General features: G+C 72.5%; 19 protein-coding genes, 2 pseudogenes and 1 riboswitch. Of the genes and pseudogenes, 7 read left to right on the forward strand and 14 right to left on the reverse strand.

Features of this window, described 5'->3' with window-relative positions; genetic code table 11:
• Positions 1–14: 14 nt before the first annotated feature.
• Positions 15–1055: an NAD(P)-dependent alcohol dehydrogenase gene (locus PZB75_RS01130; RefSeq protein ID WP_275533387.1), complete on the reverse strand. Its 1041-nt coding sequence runs from the start codon at positions 1053–1055 to the stop codon at positions 15–17.
• A gap of 345 nt (positions 1056–1400) precedes the next feature.
• On the opposite strand from PZB75_RS01130, the gene PZB75_RS01135 reads away from it, so the two are divergent.
• The 4 genes from PZB75_RS01135 (at position 1401) to PZB75_RS01150 (ending at position 5719) form a co-directional block, all read left to right on the forward strand.
• Positions 1401–1583, forward strand: a complete 183-nt coding sequence (locus PZB75_RS01135; RefSeq protein ID WP_275533388.1) for a hypothetical protein — start codon at positions 1401–1403, stop codon at positions 1581–1583.
• Positions 1584–1937: 354 nt separating this feature from the next.
• A complete protein-coding gene (locus PZB75_RS01140; RefSeq protein WP_275533389.1) occupies positions 1938–2888 on the forward strand; it encodes an RNA polymerase sigma factor SigF in 951 nt (316 codons plus the stop codon).
• A gap of 312 nt (positions 2889–3200) precedes the next feature.
• Positions 3201–4568, forward strand: a complete 1368-nt coding sequence (locus PZB75_RS01145; protein WP_275533390.1) for a bifunctional o-acetylhomoserine/o-acetylserine sulfhydrylase — start codon at positions 3201–3203, stop codon at positions 4566–4568.
• A complete protein-coding gene (locus PZB75_RS01150; RefSeq protein ID WP_275538534.1) occupies positions 4565–5719 on the forward strand; it encodes a homoserine O-acetyltransferase in 1155 nt (384 codons plus the stop codon). Before PZB75_RS01145 ends, PZB75_RS01150 begins: the two co-directional genes overlap by 4 nt.
• 102 nt (positions 5720–5821) lie before the next feature.
• Here PZB75_RS01150 and PZB75_RS01155 read toward each other — a convergent pair whose 3' ends face one another.
• Positions 5822–6547, reverse strand: a complete 726-nt coding sequence (locus PZB75_RS01155; protein ID WP_275533391.1) for an adenosylcobinamide amidohydrolase — start codon at positions 6545–6547, stop codon at positions 5822–5824.
• Positions 6548–6839: 292 nt separating this feature from the next.
• Between PZB75_RS01155 and PZB75_RS01160 the strand changes: the two genes are divergently transcribed.
• Positions 6840–7802 (forward strand): PRC and DUF2382 domain-containing protein, encoded by a 963-nt coding sequence (locus tag PZB75_RS01160; RefSeq protein ID WP_275533392.1) that lies wholly within the window; start codon positions 6840–6842, stop codon positions 7800–7802.
• 154 nt (positions 7803–7956) lie between these two features.
• Here PZB75_RS01160 and PZB75_RS01165 read toward each other — a convergent pair.
• From PZB75_RS01165 to PZB75_RS01210, 10 genes and pseudogenes are all read right to left on the reverse strand, one after another.
• Positions 7957–8166: pseudogene (locus tag PZB75_RS01165) on the reverse strand (ABC transporter ATP-binding protein); the annotation flags it as partial.
• A gap of 54 nt (positions 8167–8220) precedes the next feature.
• Positions 8221–8407, reverse strand: a riboswitch (cobalamin riboswitch).
• 98 nt (positions 8408–8505) lie between these two features.
• Complete coding sequence (locus PZB75_RS01170) at positions 8506–9729, reverse strand: beta-ketoacyl-[acyl-carrier-protein] synthase family protein (RefSeq protein WP_275533393.1); 1224 nt, start codon at positions 9727–9729, stop codon at positions 8506–8508.
• Positions 9726–9986 (reverse strand): acyl carrier protein, encoded by a 261-nt coding sequence (locus PZB75_RS01175; protein WP_275533394.1) that lies wholly within the window; start codon positions 9984–9986, stop codon positions 9726–9728. Before PZB75_RS01175 ends, PZB75_RS01170 begins: the two co-directional genes overlap by 4 nt.
• A gap of 99 nt (positions 9987–10085) precedes the next feature.
• Complete coding sequence (locus tag PZB75_RS01180) at positions 10086–10217, reverse strand: hypothetical protein (protein WP_275533395.1); 132 nt, start codon at positions 10215–10217, stop codon at positions 10086–10088.
• Between the two features lie 29 nt (positions 10218–10246).
• A complete protein-coding gene (locus tag PZB75_RS01185) occupies positions 10247–12109 on the reverse strand; it encodes an acyl-CoA dehydrogenase (RefSeq protein ID WP_275533396.1) in 1863 nt (620 codons plus the stop codon).
• A 71-nt stretch (positions 12110–12180) separates the two neighbouring features.
• Positions 12181–13431, reverse strand: coding sequence for a beta-ketoacyl-[acyl-carrier-protein] synthase family protein (locus PZB75_RS01190; RefSeq protein ID WP_275533397.1), 1251 nt, complete (start codon positions 13429–13431; stop codon positions 12181–12183).
• A gap of 235 nt (positions 13432–13666) precedes the next feature.
• The gene (locus PZB75_RS01195; protein ID WP_275533398.1) at positions 13667–14602 is read right to left on the reverse strand and encodes a carbohydrate kinase; all 936 of its coding nucleotides are present in this window, start codon (positions 14600–14602) and stop codon (positions 13667–13669) included.
• A 337-nt stretch (positions 14603–14939) separates the two neighbouring features.
• Positions 14940–15188 (reverse strand): annotated as a pseudogene (locus PZB75_RS01200) (type B 50S ribosomal protein L31); the annotation flags it as partial.
• Positions 15189–15395: 207 nt separating this feature from the next.
• Entirely contained in the window at positions 15396–16274 is an 879-nt protein-coding gene (locus PZB75_RS01205) for an ABC transporter substrate-binding protein (RefSeq protein ID WP_275533399.1), read from the reverse strand.
• Positions 16275–16447: 173 nt separating this feature from the next.
• Positions 16448–16999: a type 1 glutamine amidotransferase domain-containing protein gene (locus PZB75_RS01210; RefSeq protein ID WP_275533401.1), complete on the reverse strand. Its 552-nt coding sequence runs from the start codon at positions 16997–16999 to the stop codon at positions 16448–16450.
• Between the two features lie 178 nt (positions 17000–17177).
• Between PZB75_RS01210 and PZB75_RS01215 the strand changes: the two genes are divergently transcribed.
• Positions 17178–18080, forward strand: coding sequence for a M12 family metallo-peptidase (locus PZB75_RS01215; RefSeq protein ID WP_275533402.1), 903 nt, complete (start codon positions 17178–17180; stop codon positions 18078–18080).
• A gap of 107 nt (positions 18081–18187) precedes the next feature.
• Here PZB75_RS01215 and PZB75_RS01220 read toward each other — a convergent pair whose 3' ends face one another.
• Entirely contained in the window at positions 18188–18730 is a 543-nt protein-coding gene (locus PZB75_RS01220) for a TetR/AcrR family transcriptional regulator C-terminal ligand-binding domain-containing protein (RefSeq protein WP_275538535.1), read from the reverse strand.
• A 167-nt stretch (positions 18731–18897) separates the two neighbouring features.
• On the opposite strand from PZB75_RS01220, the gene PZB75_RS01225 reads away from it, so the two are divergent.
• Positions 18898–19908 (forward strand): zinc-binding dehydrogenase, encoded by a 1011-nt coding sequence (locus PZB75_RS01225; RefSeq protein WP_275533403.1) that lies wholly within the window; start codon positions 18898–18900, stop codon positions 19906–19908.
• Here the strand turns inward: PZB75_RS01225 and PZB75_RS01230 are convergent.
• Positions 19865–20812 (reverse strand): YihY/virulence factor BrkB family protein, encoded by a 948-nt coding sequence (locus PZB75_RS01230; protein ID WP_275533404.1) that lies wholly within the window; start codon positions 20810–20812, stop codon positions 19865–19867. The genes PZB75_RS01225 and PZB75_RS01230 overlap by 44 nt on opposite strands.
• Positions 20813–20853: the final 41 nt, after the last annotated feature.

Raw genomic sequence — 20853 nt, forward strand, 5'->3', positions numbered from 1 at the left:
CGCGGGGAGGCGGATCAGCCGTTGGGCAGGATGACCGCGCGCCCGTTGATCTTCCCGGCGTGCAGTCGCTCGTACGCCTTCGGCGCCTCGTCGAGCGAGTACGTCTCCACGTGCACGTCGACCACTCCGGCATGCGCCAGATCGAGCACCTCGGTCAGCTCGCTGCGGGAGCCCCAGTAGGGCGCCGTCACCGTGACACCGTAGGCCAGGCTGCCGAATCCGACAGGCAGTTCACCGCCCCCGATGCCGACGATCGTGACGTCGCCGTCGATCGCGGCCGCGGCCCCGGCCGTGCGCACGGTGGGAGGCGCGCCGACGAAGTCGAGGACGACCTCCGCCCCGATGCCTCCGGTGAGCTCGCGGACCCTGGCCGCCGCGTGCTCGTCGGAGAGCACGGTCTCGTGGGCGCCGACGCTGCGGGCCAGGGCGAGCTTGTCCTCACTGACGTCGAGGGCCACGACCCGGACGGCCGTCATGGCACGCAGCAACTGGATCGCCACATGGCCGAGGCCACCGGTGCCGATGACGACGGCGGTGGCCCCGGGCACCAGCTTGGGCATGGACCGCTTGATCGCGTGGTACGGGGTGAGCCCGGCGTCCGTCAGCGGTGCGGTCCTCACCGGGTCGAGGTCACCGATCGGGACCAGGTGACGCGGGTCGTCGACGATCATGTACTCGGCCATGGCGCCGGGGGCGCCGAGTCCGGGCGGGTTGATGCCGAGTTCCTTGGCACGCAGACAGTAGTTCTCCTTGCCCTGGGCGCACTTGACGCACGTACCGCATCCCCAGGGGCCGTACACGGCGACCGGGTCGCCGGTCGAGAAGCCGGTGGCTCCGTCCCCCAGCGCGGCCACGGTGCCGACGCCCTCGTGCCCGAGGGTGAGCGGCAGCGGGAAGGGGAGCTGCTCCGCGGACCAGCTCATCACGGCGACATCGGAGTGGCAGACGCCTGCGGCGGCGACCTTCAGCAGCACCTGTCCTGGTCCCGGCTCGGGATCGGGAACGGTGACCACCTCGGGTGCGGCGCCGATGCTGCGGTACTGGACGGCTTTCATGGGATCGACCTCGGTCCTTCTGTAGTTTCTCTGCCCCCGAGCTGCGGTTCCTCCGCTCCCGAGTCCCCGTTTCCCCGGACTTGATACCTTTTGGCCGCCCTTCGGTCACTTTCGCTCGGGTGACGGGCCGGTTTCTCCCGTACGGCGCTCAGCGGCGGGGGCGAACGCAGCCGCTTCCCCGCCGTCGCGATGAGCACGCGAGCCGTCGGCGAAGCGGCGGATCCGTTCCCGAGCCGCCCCGGACGACTGTTCTGAGCCAGGGCGGGAACTCGAACAGCTCACCAAGAGCGGCGCTGCCGCGGCACCCCGCCGCCGCACGCCGCCGACCGGCTGGAGAGAGAAAACATGCTGGGAATCGCAGCGGCAGTGTTCTTCGGGATCGCCTTCGTCATCAACGCGACGGAGACCTCGACGTCCATCCTGTTCAGCCCCACGAGCCTGATGCTGTTCGGTCTGGTCCTTCTCGCGCTTCAGGTGAGCGGCATCGGCGCCGCCCTCCCCGCGCGTGGACGTGGTCGCCGACGCTGACGGCCGAAGGCGCGGACCGCGGGGGGTGGACGCCTCGTCCGACCGTCGAGAACCACTCAACTACCGCCCGGGACAGGGCTGTCCGATCCCATTCAGGTGATCCCTGTGGCACTCTGGTTCCGGCCGTCCCACCGGGCTCCCCCGTACCGGTGGGGCGGTTTCGGGTGTTCCGCGCTCTCCCCCGGTCCCCCTTCCCGTTCTCTCCGTTCGGCCTCCCGGAGTGACGGACCCTCACCTCGCATATCGGTCGCATCCTCGCTGTGACGTGATCAACTTCCCCGAACACGCATACGCGCTTCCCCCGGGGGCAGGCGAACACACCTCATGGCCCATAACCCAGGGGAGCGTGACCAGATGACGGCGCACACCGCGCAGACGGCCCACATGGAGCGAGCGGAGGGTGCACGGTCGACGGCGACGAGCACATCGGTCGTACCGGGCACCTCGGACATCGCTGGTATCAAGGGCGTGACGAGCTTCACCGACGACCTTCCGTGGATCGAGGACGCGGGGAAGATAGCTCCCAAGGACGCGCGGAATCTGTCGAAGCTGTTCTTCGACCGGCTCCAGGTGCTTGAGGAGGGCACGCACGAGTACCAGTACGCGCGCAACACCCTTATCGAGATGAACCTCTCCCTCGTCCGGTTCGCGGCGGGCCGCTTCCGCAACCGGGGCAGCGGCGACATGGAGGACATCGTCCAGGTCGGCACCATCGGTCTGATCAAGGCGATCGACCGGTTCGACCTCTCCCGCGAGGTGGAGTTCACCTCCTTCGCGGTCCCGTACATCGTCGGCGAGATCAAGCGGTTCTTCCGGGACACCAGCTGGGCCGTGCACGTGCCGCGCCGGCTCCAGGAGCTGCGGGTCGACATCGCCAAGGCCAAGGAGACCCTGGCGGGCGACCTGGACCGGGACCCGACCGTCCGGGAACTCGCCGAGCACCTGGGGATCGACGAGTCGGAGGTCAGCGAGGGCATCGTCGCCGCCAACGGCTACACGGCCGGATCGCTGGACATGCCGACCGACGCGACGGACGCGGGACGGCTCAACACCCCGGGCCGCACCGTCGTCGACGCCATGGGCGACACGGACCCCGCGCTGGAGAGCGTCGAGAACCTGCACACGCTCGCTCCCCTGCTGAGCAACCTGGACGCGCGCGAGCGGCGCATCATCGACATGCGGTTCGGCCAGGAGATGACCCAGGCCCAGATAGGCGCCGAACTCGACATCTCGCAGATGCATGTGTCACGGCTGCTCAGCCGGATTCTCCGCAAGCTCCGCAACGGGATGTTCACCGAGGACTGAGCCGCCGGCCGCCGGTCCGACCGGCGGCGCCCGGCCCCTCGGCGACCATCCGCCGGCCCGCGACCACTCCCCGTACCCGCAGAGGACCGTACGGCGGGGGACGCGGGCCGGCGGCGGCGCGTGACGGCTCCCCCGCGCCTCGGCCGCTCCGCGAAGGTGTCCCGCCCCACCGCCCGGTGTTGCCAGGACATTGCGGGTTCGTGGCCAAACCGGTGACATGCTTCCGCACGCGCGCGGCGCCCTCTACGGTCCGAAGCCGGACGGTCGTGAGGCTTTGCCCCACACCACTGAGCTACCCGTGCGAGGAACGTCATGAGCCAGCCCCTGGACTCCGTCACCGCAGGCCACACCCCTGAGGGTCAGGACCACGACCGGCCGGACGCCGGGCCCGCCTGGTCCTTCGAGACCAAGCAGATCCACTCGGGCGCCGTCCCCGACCCGACGACGGGCGCCCGCGCGGTGCCGATCTACCAGTCCACGTCGTTCGTCTTCCGGGACACCCAGCACGCGGCCGACGTCTTCTCGCTCGCCGAGCCCGGCAACATCTACACCCGCATCCACAACCCGACCCAGGACGTCCTGGAGCAGCGGATCGCCGCGCTGGAGGGCGGAGTCGCCGCCGTCGCGGTCGCCTCGGGGCAGGCCGCGCAGACCCTCGCCGTCCTGACGCTCGCGGGGGCCGGCGACCACATCGTCTCCAGCACCTCCCTCTACGGCGGTACGTTCAACCTGTTCCGCCACACCCTCCCCCGGTTCGGCATCGAGGTGACGTTCGTCGACGACCCCGACGACCCGGACGCCTGGCGGGCAGCCGTCAGGCCGAACACCAAGGCGTTCTTCGCCGAGACGCTGGGCAACCCGCGCGGCGACGTGCTCGACATCCGGGGCGTGGCCGACGCGGCGCACGAGGCCGGACTGCCGCTGATCGCCGACAACACCCTGCCCACCCCGTACCTGCTGCGTCCCCTCGACCACGGCGCGGACATCGTGGTCCACTCGGCGACGAAGTTCCTCGGTGGCCACGGCACCACCATCGGCGGGGTGGTCGTCGACGGCGGCACCTTCGACTTCGGCGCGCACGCCGAGCGCTTCCCCGACTTCCACTCCCCCGACCCCAGCTACCACGGGCTGCGTTACTGGCCCGACCTGGGACCCGGTGCGTTCGCCGTGAAGTTGCGGGTGCAGTTGCTGCGCGACCTGGGTCCGGCGCTCTCGCCGCACTCGGCGTTCCTGCTGCTCCAGGGTGTGGAGACGCTCAGCCTGCGGGTGGAGCGGCACACCTCGAACGCGTTGGCCCTCGCCCGGTGGCTGGAGGGGCGCGACGAGGTGTCCGCCGTGCACTACCCGGGCCTGGAGTCGAGCAGGTGGTACGAGGCGGGGCAGCGATATCTGCCGCGCGGCGCCGGCGCGGTGTTCTCGTTCGAGCTGCGCGACGGGGTGGAGGCGGGCAAGCGTTTCGTGGACGCGGTCGAGCTGTTCAGCCACCTCGCGAACATCGGTGACGTACGAAGTCTGATCATCCACCCCGCGTCGACCACCCACAGCCAGCTGGACGAGGCACAGTTGGCCGCCACCGGGGCGACCCCGGGGCTCGTGCGGCTGTCGGTGGGGCTGGAGAACGTGGCGGACCTGAAGGCCGATCTGGAAGCGGGCTTCCGGGCGGCGAAGGCGGCGTCCTGAACCGGACGGCCGCACCCCCCTCGCTCCCCGTCCCGGCCACGGGAGGCCACCGGGACGGGGACCCGCCGGGCCGCAGGTCCTGGGCGCCGCTCGGCCGGCCGCTGCCGCTGGAGTGCGGCGACACGCTTCCCGGCGTGCGGATGGCGTACGAGACGTGGGGACGGCCGGACCCGGACGGGGCGAACGCGGTGCTGGTGCTGCACGCGCTGACGGGTGACAGCCACGCCGCCGGCCCCGCCGGGCCCGGACACCCCACGGCGGGCTGGTGGGACGCCCTGATCGGCCCTGGGAAGGCCCTGGACACCGACCGCTGGTTCGTGGTCGCGCCGAACGTGCTCGGCGGCTGCCAGGGCACCACCGGACCCTCGTCGCCGCATCCGGACGGCGCCCGGTGGGGCAGCCGGTTCCCCCGTCTGACGGTCCGTGACCAGGTGGCCGCCGAGGCCGAGCTGGCCGACGCCCTCGGCATCGGACGCTGGGCCGCGGTCATCGGCGGCTCGATGGGCGGGATGCGGGCGCTCGAATGGGCGGTGAGCCGGCCGGAACGCACCGGGGCCCTGGCGGTGCTGGCCACCACCGCCGCCGCCTCGGCGGAGCAGATCGCCTGGGGATCGCTCCAGATCTCCGCGATCCGCGCCGACCCGGGCTGGCGGGGCGGGGACTACCACGAGGCACCGCCCGGCGAAGGACCCCACCGGGGCCTGGGGCTGGCTCGGCGGATCGCCCATGTCACCTATCGCAGCGAACAGGAGCTGGAAACCCGGTTCGGCGGCCGGCCGCAGCCGGGCGAACACCCCTGTCGGGGCGGGCGTTACGGGGTGGAGTCGTACCTCGATCATCACGCCGCGAAGCTGGTGCGCCGGTTCGACGCGGGCAGCTACGTCACGCTCACCGAGGCCATGAACGGGCACGACGTCGGCAGGGGCCGGGGCGGCGCCGCCCCGGCCCTGCGCGCGGCACGCATGCCCGCCCTGGTCGCGGGTGTCGAGTCCGACCGGCTCTACCCGCTCGCGCAGCAGGCACGGCTGGCGGCCGCGCTGCCCGGCGCAGGCAGGCTCCGGATCATCGACTCGCCGTACGGGCACGACGGATTCCTGATCGAGACCGAGCAGGTCGGGCGCCTGCTGCGCGAGGTGCTGCCCGGCACCTGACACCCACGGCCGGCCGGGGCGGGCACGCGACGGTGATGCCCGGAGAGGCCGGTCCCACGGGACCGCTCCGCCCGGCCGTGGACCTCTTCGGTACGCGTCCCGTCAGATCCGCCCCGCCGTCCGCTCCCCCCGCGCGCCGTCGAGAACCGCCCGGTGCACGGCGCGGGCGAGGCGCGCCCCCCAGGGTGAACGGGGCCCGGCGAACGGTTCCCCGCCGTCGGCGCCCGGGGCGGGCGAGGCGACACAGACGGCGTCGGTGGGGGTCCCCGAGCAGTCGAGTCCGGCGTCCAGAAGCGCCTGCACCTTGGCCTCGGTGGCCGTGGCGACGGCGTTGACCAGCGCGGCGTCGGACAGGGCGACCGGCAGGGTCACCACGATGTTGACGGTGCCGGGCGGCCGCGGCCCGGTGTCGCCGTCCGGCGCAGCGGCCCAGCCCCGGACACCGAGACCGCAGGTGACGGTCGCCGTCGCACCCTTGTCGGTGGCGACCGTGCGGGCGGTGACGTCGGCGGCGGTCATCAGTCCCGCGCCGGGGCCGGTCAGGCCCTCGGCCGCGGCGATCTCCGCGAGATGCCGGTCGGGGTCCAGGCGTGGGTACCCACCGGGCACCTGGGCGTTCACGATCCATCGCCGGGGGCCGAGTCCGCCGCCGAGCACGGCGCTGCCGCACACCCGCCAGCCGGGTCCCAGCCGCCACACGAGGTGGTGCAGACCGACGCCGCCCTCGTGCCGCCCCAGCAGCTCGCCGCGCCGCTGGGGCGGGAAGGTCCGTACGTCGGTGATGGCGCACTCCCTGGGCACGGGTTCGGGCAACGGCCCGCCGATCATATGGGGCGCACCGGACCCGTTCCCAGGCCGGGCCGGTGACCGTCGCTGCCCGCGCCCACGGCCCCGTCACCATCCCCTCGCTTCACTCGAACGGCCTAGTGCGGGTGGCGGCGGCCGCAGGCGCGCGGTGGTGGGCCGTGATGGGCGTCCCCGCACCTGGCGGGTCCGCCGGAGGCCGTCCTCCGGTGCCCGGCGGTTGCACGGTCCTACGGGGTGAGGCGCGATGGAAGTCGGGCGCGCCTCCCCTGGGGGACTCACCCACAGGACGCGCTCGGGCGAGGAGGAATCGGTCATGGGTGCCGCTGACGGTTTCACGGATTCCGGAGAGCTCGACGGCCTGACGGTCTACGACAGTGACGGGGAGAAGATCGGAAATGTGGGGCGGGTGTACGTCGACGACGACACCGGCAAGCCGGACTGGATCACGGTCAAGACCGGTCTGTTCGGCATGAAGGAGAGCTTCGTACCGCTCTCCGGGGCCCGGCGGTCGGGTTCCGACCTGCACATCTCGCATCCCAAGGACCGCGTCAAGGACGCCCCGAGGGTCGACGCGGACGCGCATCTGTCCGTCTCGGAGGAGGAAGAGCTCTACCGGCACTACGGACTGACCCGGAACCGCACGACGAAGCTCGGCGACCGGTCCGGCACCGGCACCGGGACGCCCGACGCGTCCCGCGCGGGTGTTCTGGGTGCCGCGGGCGCCGGAGCGGGCGCCGGAGCGGCGGGTACCGCGCGTACCGCCGGTGATCCGGCCGGTACGGGCAAGCACCGGAACGCGGACGCGTCCGCCATGTCCCGTCCGATGGCGGGGGCGGGAGCGGAGCGGTCGGCTCCCGGCATGGGCGGCAAGGAGGAGGTCATCCGGTCCGAGGAGCAGCTGCGCGTCGGCACGGAGGAGTACGAGAGCGGCAAGGCGCATCTGCGCAAGTACGTGGTGACCGAGAACGTCACCAGGACGGTGCCCGTGAGCCATGAAGAGGTGCGGATGGTCCGTGAACCTCTGCGGGGCGACGAGAAGTCGACCCGGGCGTCGGACATCGGCGAGCAGGACGTGGAGGTCACGCTGCACGCGGAGCGTGCCACGGTCCGCAAGGAGGCCGTGCCGGTGGAACGGGTGCGTCTGGAGACCGACCGGGTCACCGAACAGAAGGAGGTCTCCGCCGAGGTCCGCAAGGAGCAGGTCGACTACGCGGACGGCTCGGAGAAGGGCGGCAAGGACGCGGGCGGCGAGTTCGGCCGCGGTCGTCGCCGCTGACCCTCCGCATCGGCGGGGACAGTCACACACACCGGGTGAGGGGCGGGCCGCAGGGTCCGCCCCTCACCCCGTGGGCCGGTGCCGGGGTGTTCGCCGCCCCGGCACCGGCCCGTGCGCGGGCGCCGGGGCGGCCTCTCAGGTCCGCCGCGTGGCCCCGCCCGGGCAGGAAGCGCACCGAGGGCCGGGCGTCCAACCGGTCCGGGGGACCGCCGCGGTCACGCGGTGGACGTCCGCGATGGGTTCCGCGGTGATCACCTCGTGCGGGGACACCGCCCGCGACGACCCGGCCCTGTTCCGTGACGACGATCCGCTCGCAGAACACCGCCGGGAGACTGTTGGGGTCGTGCGGCGCGACGACGGCAGTTCCCCGGCGTCCCACGGCTCGTGCGCGGAGCCTGGTGTCCGTGTGCCGTGTCCGGTCCCGGGCGCGGCCGCCGGCGGGTCTTCGGACTCGGGTTCACACGGAGGAGGCGCCTTCCCGGGAACCCGTGGGCGTCCCAGTGGCCTTGGCCCCGCCCGTCCCCTGACCGCTGCGCGTCAGCTCCGGACTCGCACCGGATTTCCTGACCCCCGCATGGGGCTTCACCAGCATTTAGCGAACTGTCACGCGGTCGATGACCGCCCGGCGGGGGTGTGCGCGGGGGCAGTACGCCAGGCCGGTGGCCCGGCGTTCCGCCCCCGTTCCGTGGCCCGTCGACCCGGTTCAGGGACGCTGGAGCGCCAGTACGGCGTTGTGTCCGCCGAATCCGAAGGAGTGGCTGACGGCCCGTCCGACGGGTTGCCTCAGCGGTTGTTTGGTGACGCAGTTGAGGTCGAACTCGGGCGCGGGCGCGTCGAGGTTCGCGATCGGTGGTACGACGCCGTGCTGAAGGGTGAGGATGGTCAGCCCGGCCTCGATCGCGCCCGCCGCCCCCATGCAGTGGCCGAGCACGCCCTTGGGGGCGGTGACGGGCGGCCGGTGCGGGTAGACCCGGCTGATGAGGGCGGCCTCGGTCGCGTCGTTCATCGGGGTCGCGGTCCCGTGGGCGTTGACGTGCTCGACGTCCTCCGGCCGCCACCCCGCGTCACGCAGCGCCGACTCGACCGCGGCCTGGGCGACGGCGCCCGAGGGAAGCGGGCTGGTCGGGTGGTGGGCGTCGGTGGTGGCGCCCGTACCGGCGAGCAGCGCGCGGGGGGCCGCGCCCCGGGCGCGCGCGTCGTCGGCCCGTTCCAGCACCATGATGGCGGCGCCCTCACCCATGACCAGTCCGCGGCGGTCGGCGGCGAACGGGCGGCACAGCCCGGCCGGGTCGCCGTCCGCGGGAGCGGCGGCGCCGGAGCGGGCGAGGCCCGTCATGGCGACCGGGTAGATGATCGACTCGGTGGCCCCGGCGACCGCGATGTCGCACTGGCCGGTGACCAGCAGGTCGCGGGCGACGGACAGCGCGGTGACGCCGGACGAGCACGCGGTGCACGGCGCCAGGCTGGGGCCGGTGGCCCGCATGTCGATGGCGATCTCCGCCGCGGGCATGTTGGGGATGGTGAGCAGGATGCCCGACGGTGAGGTGGCGCTCGGGCCGCGCCGGTCGAGGGTGACGGCCTGCGCGGTGAGTCCGGCCGAGCCGCCGCTGCTGGTGCCGACGACCACCGCGACCCGGGTGCCGTCCCAGTCGGCGGGGTCGAGTCCGGCGTCCGCGACCGCCTCCCTGGCCGCGAGGACGGCGAACTTGACGTACTTCCCCATCCGGAAGGCGGTCCTTCCGCCGATCCGGGCGTCGAGGCCGGTGTCGTCGACCGTGCAGGCGAAGTCGACCACGCATCCGTCGAGCTCCGGCACGGTGTGGGCCGAGGAGACCCCGGCGCACACGCCGTTCCAGGTGGTCTCGGTGTCGTGGCCGGCCGGAGTGATCATTCCCAGGCCGGTGACGACGACGGTGTGACGGCTCATCGGGCGTTGCCCACCGGCAGTTCGCCCCGCAGCGACTCGTCGATGAACGCCGTGAGTTCGGCGAGGGTGGCATCGCGGTAGAGCCTGTCCGAGCCCGCGTCCACGTCCAGCGTCTCCCTCAGGATGACGGCGAACTCGGCGACGGCGAGGGAGTCCATTTCCAGGCTGTCCATCGTGGAGTGCGGCAGGATCTCCGCCGCGGGCACCCTGAAGGTGCCGATGAGAATCTCGTTGATCTTGGGGTGGATCTCGTACATGATCTTCCTTTCGCTTGCGTGCGCATATGTATGCGACCATGTGGATGAAGCGCGCATCAGACACTCCGCCGCCGGAACAACTCGACGACGAACCGCCGGTTACGCCTTGGGGCGAACCGATTCGTCACCGCCGCGGCGCGGTTTCGCGAACCACCGCGCCAGCGTGGAAGCCGTGCCCCAGTACGCCAGCAGCACGGCCCTGACGCCGAGCGCCGCCGCGGCCTCCTTCATCGACCGCACCGGGGCCCCGGCCACCGGGGTCATCGCGTCCCCGGCGTCCGGGGCCGCTCCGGGCCGGTTCGCCAGGCACCTTCCGGATCTTCGTACGCGTCCGTGTAGTCGGCACCCGCGATGGGCCAGTCGCCGAACAGTTCATCCGGAAGCGCGAAGGACTCGACCAGTTCGCCCGCGTGCGCGGCGACGGCGGCGATGAGCTGTTCGGTGGTCTCCGGCAGCGCGTCGACCTGGCCGGCGGTCAGCCACCCGGCCGCCAGGAGATCGCCGCTGTTGCGGGCCACCCACTGGAGCGCGAACAGCAGCTCCAGCTCCCGCAGCCGCTCGCGGGCCGGTCCCTCCGGGAGACCGGTCACCGCCTCGGCGTACGCCTCGGCAGCCTGCCGGTACGCATGCGCCTCCACCCCCCGCAGCGCCGCTCCCGACGCGGCGTTCCACCGGCCGAGCGGATCACCGTGCGGCGCCCGGCCCATCCGTGCGGCGGCCCTGGCGAACCAGATCTCCTCGACGGCCGCGAGGAGGCTCCCGAGGAACCGGGGGTCGAAGAGGTCGCCGTACCGCGCGGCCGGGGCGGCACGCCGCTCGCCGGACGCGCTGGTGAAAAGTATCTCGGCCGCGGCCTTCGCGTGGATGGCGAGGTTGTCGCCCTCCGCGGTGATCGCCCCCTCGATGCCGGTGATGAGTTCGGTCATGCCGTTGCCCTCCAACAGGCCCTGGGCACCGCACCGTTCACGGCACTCCACGATCACGGTGCGGGCCTGCCAGGTGATCCACCCCTTGGCGACGGCGACCAGGCGTTCCGCCTCGTCCCGGTCCGCGGTGGTGTGGGCCGTCCACCGGTCGAGCGCCCTGCGGTGCAGCAGGCTCATCGCGAAGACGGTGGCCAGGGCGGTGGCGAGCGGCCCGTGGTGGCTGCGGTGGGCCATCACCGGGACGCGGCGCGAGGCGCGGGGTCCGGAGATGTACCGGTGCCCGCCGTAGCGGACGGCGATCGCGAGGGTGGCGCGGGCGGAGCCGACCGCGCAGGCGCTCATGGAGAGCTTGCCCGGGGTGACCCGGCCGATCGAGACGAGGAGACGGCGTCTGCGATTGCTCACCGAGCTGCTGAAATTTCCGTCCGCGCCGAGCCGGCCGTGCTCGCCGCCGAGCAGCGCGCCGCGTCCCACGAAGACCTGGTCGAAGGAGGTCAGACAGTGGTCGACCGCGCTGCCCAGCCGTGCGGGCAGCGGCCGGACCCGCACCCCCGGCAGGGTCCGTTCGCCGTCGGTGAGCGGGGTCAGGAAGAGGAAGACGCCGAGGTCGGCGCCGTCGACGAGGAGTCGGGCGGCGACCAGCCCGGATTTGGGGCCGCCCGCCGGGCCCGTGTTGGGCATGAACTTCTGCGCCCCGGCGCACGGCGTGTGCAGGACGAATCCGTCCCGTTCACGGTCGTACGTCGCGGTGGTCTCGACCGCCGCCGCGTCGTTGCCGTGCGCCACCTCCGTACAGAGGAAGGTGCCGGTCCGCCGCAGCCGCAGGAAGTCCGACAGGTCCCTCGGGGCATCGCCCTGGTGGTCGAGGAGACTGCCGAGAAAGAGGTTGTAGTGGATGCCCGCGATGGTGGTGAGCGCCGGGTCGACCGGGGCCAGCCATTCGTGCAGGGCCGCCAGGGCGCGGGGGTCGGAGGCGAGCCGGGCACCGCTGTCGAGTGCGTCGTTGAGGATTCCCAGCCGTTCGTACGCCAGAGGGAGCCGGCCGTCCACCGAGGACCCGGCTCGGCGGCGAAACGGTTCTGTAGTGATCAGCCACCGCCAGAATCCATGTTCCCGGCGGAAGTCGCGGCCGAAGAGCACACCGGTCAGCAGATCGGTGGCGGGCTCGGTGGCCGCGCTGTCGATGATTGCGGTCATGGCATGAACAACGATCCTGGAACGGCGAGGACACCCCCGCCGTCATGGAATGTACGCAGGTCAGAAGCGGATCATGACCCAGCGGGGGGACGGGCCCGCTGGAAGGCGAGCGCGACATTGTGCCCGCCGAAGCCGAAGGAATGGCTGACCGCCCGCTCCACGGACCGCCGGCGCGGCTCCTTCGTCACACAGTCCAGCTCGAAGCCGCCCGGCGGGGAGTCGAGGTTGGCGACCGGCGGGATGACGCCGTGTTCCAGGGTCAGGACCGTGGCGACCGCCTCGATGGCCCCGGCCGCGGCCAGGGTGTGGCCGAGAACGCCCTTGGGCGCGGTGACCGGCGGGCGGTGCGGGAAGAGCTGGGTGATCAGAGCGCTCTCCATGGCGTCGTTGAGCCGGGTGGAGGTGCCGTGCGCGTTGACGTGGTCGACGTCGCCGGAGGACCAGCCGGCCTGGCCGAGCGCCGTTTCCACGGCCAGCCGGGCGCCGCGGCCGTCGGGCGCGGGTGCGGTGGGGTGGTAGGCGTCCGTGCTGGACCCCGCCCCGGTCAGCAGCGCGCGGGACCGGCCGCCACGGGCCCGCACGTCCGCCGTCCGCTCCAGCACCACGAGCGCGGCGCCCTCGCCGACGACGAATCCGTCGCGGTCCTCCGCGAAGGGCCGGGAGGCGCCCGCCGGGTCGTCGGTACGCGTGGACAGGGCGCCGGCCCGCGCGAACGCCGTGACCACGAGCGGCGTCAGTACGGATTCGGCGCCGCCCGCCACCACCACGTCGCACCGACCGCTCGCCAGCAGGTCCCTGGCCACGGCGATCGCGGTGGCACCCGAGGCGCATGCCGTGGCGGGTGCCAGGCTGGGCCCGCAGGCCCGCAGTGCGATGGCGACCTCCCCGGCGGCGGCGTTCGGCATCATCATCGGCACCAGGACGGGTGAGACCGCGTCCGGACCCCGCTCGTCGAACTTCCGCGCGTTGTCGACGAGTGCGGAGATCCCGCCGACCCCGACCCCCAGCACCACGCCCACGCGGTCACCGTCCCAGACCGCCGGGGAGAGCCCGGCGTCCGCCACCGCCTGCCGGGCGGCGACCACGGCGAGCTTCACGAACCGCGCCATCCGCCAGACCGCACGTCCGCCCACCGCCCGGTCCAGGTCGATGCCGTCGATCGGACAGGCGAAGTCGACGGGCAGGCCCGCGAGTTCGTCACAGCGCCGGGCCGTCGAGCGTCCCGCGCACAGCCCTGCCCAGAATGTGTGCTCGTCGGCTCCCGCAGAGGTCACCAGCCCGACACCGGTCACCGCGACGCCCTTGTCAGTCACCCGCGCCATCTTCCGTTCCTTCCCTCGTCCCCGTCACTTCCGCCACCGGCGCCCGTCCGGCCGTGTCCGGGCGGCGGAAGTCCCGGCCTCCACGTCCGGGAGCCGGTGCCGAACGCGTGTCCTCCCGTCACGCGCCGCCCCGATCGCGTAATCGATCAAGGCAACCGGGTGACGAACGGCCGTAGCGGTGATGAGGATGCGTCCCATTAGGCCGAATGGGTGATGTCGATGGGGAGAGGGCCGCTCAGACGCGCGCCAGCACCGCTTGGAGCTCCGCCGGGTCGGGCGGGCTGGCACCGGCCCGTCCGACCGTCACGGCCGCGGCGGCCACCGCGTGGCGCAGTACGTCGGCCCGCGTGCCGGCGTCCGGCGCGCGCAGCCCGTCCCGTCCCGCGGGGCCGAGGAGCCCGCGCGCGGCGAGGGCGTGCAGCGCGCCCGACATGAACGCGTCGCCCGCACCGACGGTGTCGACCACCGCCGTGGGCGGCGCCGCGATCGCGGTCCCGCCCTGAGCCGTGACGGCCAGCGCCCCGGCGGCTCCCCGGGTGACGAGGACCAGGCCGGGGCCCCCGGTGGCGATCCAGTCCTCGGCGACCCGCTGGGGAGGCCGTCCCGGATACAGCCAGGCGAGGTCCTCGTCGCTCGCCTTGACCAGATCGCTGAGGGCGACGCAACGCTCGGCGTGCCGGACCGCCCGGGCGTGATCGCCCATCAGGTCGGGGCGCACGTTGGGGTCGTAGCTGACCGTCGCGGTCGCCCGCAGCGACTCGATCGCGGCCCGCACGGTGGTGGCTCCGGGTTCCGCCACCGCCGCGATGGATCCGGTGTGGACGTGGTGCGGCGGCCGGGGCGGCGGGGTGGCGGCGAGTGTCCAGGTGACATCGAACGTGTAGGCCGCCCCGCCCGCGTCGTCCAGGGTGACCAACGCCGACGGGGTCGCCGCGGCCGAGCGGTCCGTACGGACGTCGACGCCCGCCGACACCAGGTGGCGGCGGATCAGCGCACCGTGTCCGTCGGGGCCGAGCTGGGTGAGCAGGGTGACGGTCCGGCCGAGTCTGGCCAGGCCGTACGCCACGTTCGCCGGGCTGCCGCCCGGGTGGACCCGGTCGGCCGTTCCCGGCAGCCGGACGATGTCGGCGACGCATTCGCCGATGACGAGCAGGTCGAGGGTGTCGGGCATGCGGTCGGGGCCTCCTGGCGTGCGCGCGGGTACGTGCCGTGGTCGGCGGAGCGGACACGAACATACGGAGCCCGGCCCGGGGCCGGTACACCTGGGCGGTGGACCGGGCCGGGCCGGAAGCCAGGAACCGGGGCGGGAGTCCGTCCCGGAGGGGTCAGGGAAGTTCCTTCTCGATGGCCGCGCGCCCCTCCTCGGCGAGGCGGCGGCGCGCCCACTCCAGGTTCTCCGGGGTCACGTCCCGGCCGCTCGCCAGCACCAGGTCCTCCGGCGAGACCTCGTCCCCGCTCGTGTGCAGTTCCTCGTCGGGGGTGGTCACCCGGGCGTCGGTGCCCCCGCGCGCGTCCTCACCGAGGTAACGGCGCTCGAACTTCGCGATCTGCCCCTCCGAGTCCACCACCCGGGCCTTGCCCGTGTAGAACGGATGGCTCTCGGCCGAGATCTCCACGTCGATCACCGGATAGGTGACCCCGTCGTCCCAATCGATCGTCCGCTCACTCGTCACCGTGGACCGGGTGAGGAAGGCGTATCCCGCCGCCCGGTCCCGGAACACCACGGGGCGATAGGGAGGGTGCTTGTCCTGCTGCATATCTGCTCCTGTGGGTGAGGCGGTGGCGGTCGGGCAGGGAGCCGGAAGGCCGCGCCCCGCGTGTCGGCGAGAGCGCTCCCCGGCGGCCGGGCTTCCGCGGACAGGTCCGTGCCCCCCTCTTCCGTGTCCAGCGTCGCCAAGGGAGGCGCTGTGCGCGATCCCAGACGTCCGTACGGGGTGCGGGCCGTGCCGGGGGGAGCGGGGCCGTCAGGTCCGCCGCGCGGCCTCCAGCGCGTCCGCGACGAGGGTCAGGAACCGGGCGTGGGCGCGAGGGCCGCAGACCGGTTCGGGGTTCCACGCGACCACGTGCGCGTCTCGCGTGAGGGCGGCCCAGGCCGCGTTGTCCGCGAGCCGCTCGACGGGGGTGGCGTTCGACCGGACGTCGGTGAGCACGACGTCGGCGCCGAGCGCCGCCGCCTCGGCCCAGCCGACGGTGGACCAGTTGGCGCCGGGCCCCTCGGCCGGTTCCACCAGGTCGACGCCGTGTTCCGCGAGGACGCGCAGTTCCGGCCACATGCGGGGACGGGCGAGATGGGCGCTCTCCTGACCGGCCGGCGACAGGGCGAGCACCCGGGGGTGCTCGCCCCGCTCGGCGACGGCCCGCAGTCGGCGCCGTGCGGCGGCGAGTTCGTCCGCTCCCGCCGGCTCGTCCGCTCCGAGCGCGCGGGCCAGTTCGGCGAAGCGGTCACCGATACCGGTGAGGGTGCGTGTCTGTCCGACGTCGATGACGACGACCGGGAGGTGTTCCTCCAGGCGTTTGGCGGTCTCCGGGGCGATTCCGTACACGTGCCCGCCGCCGTAGCTGACGGCCACGACCAGGTCGGGTCCCGTCCCCAGCAGTGTGTCCACGTCCAGTGCGCTGCCCGCGCCGAGGTAGTGGACGGAGTCCAGGGGAAGGGCGCCGGTCTTCGCCGGGTCGGGGGCCTCACCGTCGTGGTCGGAGCCGAAGATGCCCAGCGGGCGTATGCCGTAGTCCCAGAGGGTCGCCCCGGCCTGCACGTAGGCGACCACGCGCGCGGGCCGCCGTAACGCTGTCGAAACCTGTCCACGGTCATCGGTGAACTGCCATCCCGTCCGGTCCATCACGTCTCACGCCTCTCCGTGTCCGTCCGCCGCTTCCGTCCGTTACGCCCTCTTCGGGCGTCGCACAGCTGTACCTGCCCAGCGGGCCGCGTGGACATCCCTCAGCCGGAGAGTTCGGTGGCCCCGTTCCCCGAGCGTGGTCCGGGAACGGGGCCCGGGACCGGAAGGATCTCCGGTCAGCTCCCGGTCCGGCCCGCCGGGAGGAAGACGTCGAGGAAGGCGGCGTCGAACGCCTTGAGGTCGTCCGGCTTACGGCTGGTGATCAGGGTGTTGGGACCGCCCGTGCACACCTTGACCTGCTCGTCGACCCAGTTGCCGCCCGCGTTGGCGATGTCGGTCCGCAGGCTGGGCCAGGAGGTGAGCGTCCTGCCCCGTACGACGTCGGCTTCGACGAGCGTCCAGGGCGCGTGGCAGATCGCGGCGACGGGCTTGCCCGCTTCGAAGAACGCCTTGGTGAACGCGACGGCCCGGCCGTCCATGCGCAACGCGTCCGGATTGGCCACACCGCCGGGCATCACCAGCCCCGTGAAGTCCTCGGCCCGCGCCTCGTCCAGGGTCCGGTCGACGGCGAACGTGTCGGCCTTGTCAAGGTGGTTGAACGCCTGTATCCGTCCGGCCTCCGTCGAGACGAGACACGGCGTGCCGCCCGCGTCGAGAACGGCCTGCCAGGGATCGGTCAGTTCGGTCTGCTCGACGCCTTCGGGGGCCACGAGGAATGCCACCTGCATGATGGGGTGTCCTTTCCGGTCGGTGCTCTTTGTGCCGGTTTCCCCTTCGTTTCAAGCCTAAGCATGTGGGTGAAGGTGGTTCACCCGGAGGACGAGCCAGGGCGACGAATTACTCACGGTCTGTTAGGGAGGACGTACACGTCGTAATTCCCAGACGATGGAGAAAGGGAAATGACGCATGCAGACAACCGCATTGAGAGCCCTGTTGACCGTGTCCCTGGGGGGTTCGCTCTGTGCGGCCTCCCCAACCGCCTCCCTGGCGCGAGGAATTCCCTCCGACGAACAGCCGCCCTCCGCCGCGAAGGGGTATTTCGGGTTCGACGGCACATGGCCCGGCCCGGTGCTGCCCGCCTCGGCCGGCTGCCCGGTCGTCGATGTGCTGGCGGTCTACACCCCCAAGGCCGCGCATCAGGTCGGGGGCAGACACCGGGTCTCCGCATCCGCGCAGCAGATCGCCACCCGGATGAACAAGTCCCTCAAGGCCGGCGGTGTGTGCGGTTCGATCAGGATCGTCCATTCCTACACGGCCAAGCGGTACAACGGTTCGGAGGAGTTCCTGGACGCGCACCGGAATCTCAAGAGCCGTACGCACTCAACTCTGGGACGGGAGGCCCATGAACTCCGCGAGCGGTACGGCGCGGATCTGGTCACCCTGATGGTGAACAGGGCGGAGCGAGGCGGCGGAGTCGGTGACTACTCGCCGACACTCGACAGCTCCTCCGACGACTACGCCTATTCGGTCGCCGATGTCCAGGGAATTCCGCTGGATTCGGTGAGTCATGAGATCGGCCATAATCTGGGGCTCGCCCACGACCGGGAGACCGTGCGGAACGACGCGATCGGCGCGATGAGGGTCAGCCCCGTCCGACCGTACAACACCGGCTGGATCACGCCGGATCGCAAGTACTACACGATCATGGCGTACCAGCGGTCCTGCGGCTCCGGGTGCACGAGGGTCAGCCAGTTCTCCAACCCGGACAACACCTGGAAGGGCCAGCCGCTGGGGGACGCGGCGAACGACAGTGTGCGCGTGCTGCGTCAAACACTTCCCATCGTCGCCGGGTACCGCACGGCCCGCTGACGTCCACCGGGTGTTCGCGGCCCCGGAGGCCGGGGCCGCGAACACCCCTTTCCCCACGGCGGGTTCACCGGACCGGACGGGCGGGCCCGGCCACCCCGGCGCGCGCGTCACCGTGCGCGCGGCCGGGCCCCGTCGAGGATCAGATCGACCACCCGGCGCGCGAGCCCCTCCTCCAGCGGATCGCCGGTGAGCAGCACCCGTGAGAAGAGCGGGCCCGCCAACAACTCGGCCACCAGGCGCGGATCGGTACCGGCGGCGAGTTCACCGCGCTCGACGCCGCGACGGACGATGGCCTCGCCGCGTTCGAGACGGGCGTTCCAGTACGGGCGGCGCCCTTCCTCCACGACTTCGGCGTCCGGCGCCGCGCCGAGGTGCAGCAGCGCTGATCCCTCCGGTGTGGCGAGGTAGCGCGCCACCGCCTCCATGAGCCGCGCCAGGTCCTCGCGGACGTCCCCGGTGTCGGGCATCGGCAGCGCGTCGTCGGTGTGGGCCGCGAGGGCCTCGTAGATCAGGTTCTCCCGGGTCCCCCAGCGCCGGTAGAGGGAGGTCTCGTGCACGCCCGCGGCGTGCGCCACGGCGGACATGGTGGTGCCGGACAGCCCCTCGGTGGTGAGGAGGCCGACCGTCGCGGCCAGGACCGCCTGCCGCATGCGTTCGCCTCGTCGCCGCAGGGGCGCGGGACCGCTCTCGGAAATCACCGCACCACCGTAACGCAAGGCCATTTGCGTTACCCCGGCGGCGGACGTACGTTCTAAAGCAGGGTGACTTGCGATAGCCGTGGGCCGCCTGCCGTACCGCCGTATTGGAGAACTTCGCCATGGAACACATGCGTGCCGCGCGACTGCACGTCCCCACCCACACGCTGTCGGTCGTCGAGGTGCCGAAGCCGGTGCCCGGACCCGGCGAGGTCCTGGTGAAGGTCGAGGCCGCAGGTGTCTGCCTCTCGGACGTCCATCTGATCGACGGCAGTCTCAGCCCGCTGTACCCCACGGGGGACACCGTCACCCTCGGCCACGAGGTGGCGGGCGTCGTCGACTCCACCGGCCCCGGGGTCAGTGACTGGGAACCCGGCCGGCGCGTCGTGCTCCAGGCGGGCGAGACGCGCGACGGCAGGACGCACACCCGAGGGGTCGACTACGACGGCGGCTGGGCGCAGTACGCCCTCGCGACCGTGGGGACCCTGATCGCCCTGCCGGACTCGCTGCCCTTCGACCAGGCGGCGATCATTCCGGACGCGGTGTCCACCCCGTGGGCGGCCGTCACGGCCACGGGCGGGGTCCGGCCCGCCCAGGCCGTGGGTGTGTGGGGCGCGGGCGGCCTCGGCGTCCACGCCGTGCAGCTGCTGCGCGCCATCGGTGCCCATCCGGTGATCGCCGTGGACCCGTCGCCCGCCGCGCGGGAGCGGGCGCTCGCCTTCGGCGCGGACCTGGCGCTGGACTCCAGCGATCCCGGACTGCGCGAGAAGGTGCTGACGGCGGCCGGCGGCGCCGGTCTGGAGACGGCCTTCGACTTCGCGGGGGTCCCCGCCGTGCGCGAACAGGCGCTGACCGTACTGGCTCCGAAGGGACGCCTGGTGCTGGTGGGGCTCACCGACCAGCCGCTGACGGTCGGCAACGGCACGCTGTTCAGCTACTTGCAGCACCAGATCCTCGGGCACTACGGCTCCGAGGAGCACCACGTGCCGCAGCTCGTCAGGCTGGCCGAGGGCGGCCGGCTGGACTTCTCGCGCTCGATCACGGATGTGCTCGCGCTCGACGACGTCGCGGACGCCGTTCGGCGGATGGTCACGAAGGAGGGCGACCCGATCCGGCTGATCCTGCGTCCGTAGTCCTCGCGGGCGGGGACGGCTCGACGGGCCGCCCCCGCCCGATGAGTTCCACGTTGAACTGGGCACCCGCCAGCAGCGCCAGATTGCTGAACCAGATCCAGATCAGGAAGACGACGAGCCCGGCGAGCGAACCGTAGAGCCTGCTGTAGGCGCCGATCCGGGTGGCGTACAGGGCGAATCCGGCGGAGGCGACGAGCCACAGCAGCGCGGCCAGCACACCCCCGGGCAGCGCCCTGCGCACACCCCGCGCCGACCGCGGCCCGGTACGGAACAGGACCGTGATCAGACACGCCACCAGACAGAGCAGGAAGGGCCACTTCAGCACCACCCACATGGCGTCACCGATGTGCGCGAGGCCCAGCCGCTCCCCCAGCCGCCGGGCCGGCGGTCCGGTGAGGACGAGGACGAAGGCGCTGGTCATCAGGAGCAGCAGCAGTCCGACGGCGGTGGCCACGATGACATGGGCCTTGCGCAGGGCGGGCCTGCTGTCCCGCACGTGGTGCATGGCGTGCAGCGCCCTGCGGAAGACGGCGAGATAGCTGGACGCCGACCACACCGCGCTGACCGCGCCGGTCGCGGCGAGCATCCAGACCGCGGTCCGTTGGCGGGTCGCCGCCTCCAGGGGTTCCCGCAACGCGGCGCCCGCCTCGGCCGGGGCGAAGGACGTGAGATCGGCGATCAGCGCGTCCGTCGCGCCGGGGTTGGTCAGACCTATGAGCGAGACGGTCACCAGGAGCGCCGGGAGCAGCGCGAGGATCGCGTAGTACGTCAGGGCCGCCGCCCAGTCGGATATGTCGTCGTTCCAGAGGGACACGGGGGTCCGGCGCAACGCGCCGCGCCAGCGCGCCGCACTACCGGAACGCCCGCCTGCGGTGACGGTGGGTGCGGTGGGCCTGTCGAGCACGTGGTGGTCTCCGGGGCGTGAAGGCGTGACGGGGAAGGGGA

It is taken from the genome of Streptomyces sp. AM 4-1-1 (assembly GCF_029167625.1).
Taxonomy (GTDB): domain Bacteria; phylum Actinomycetota; class Actinomycetes; order Streptomycetales; family Streptomycetaceae; genus Streptomyces.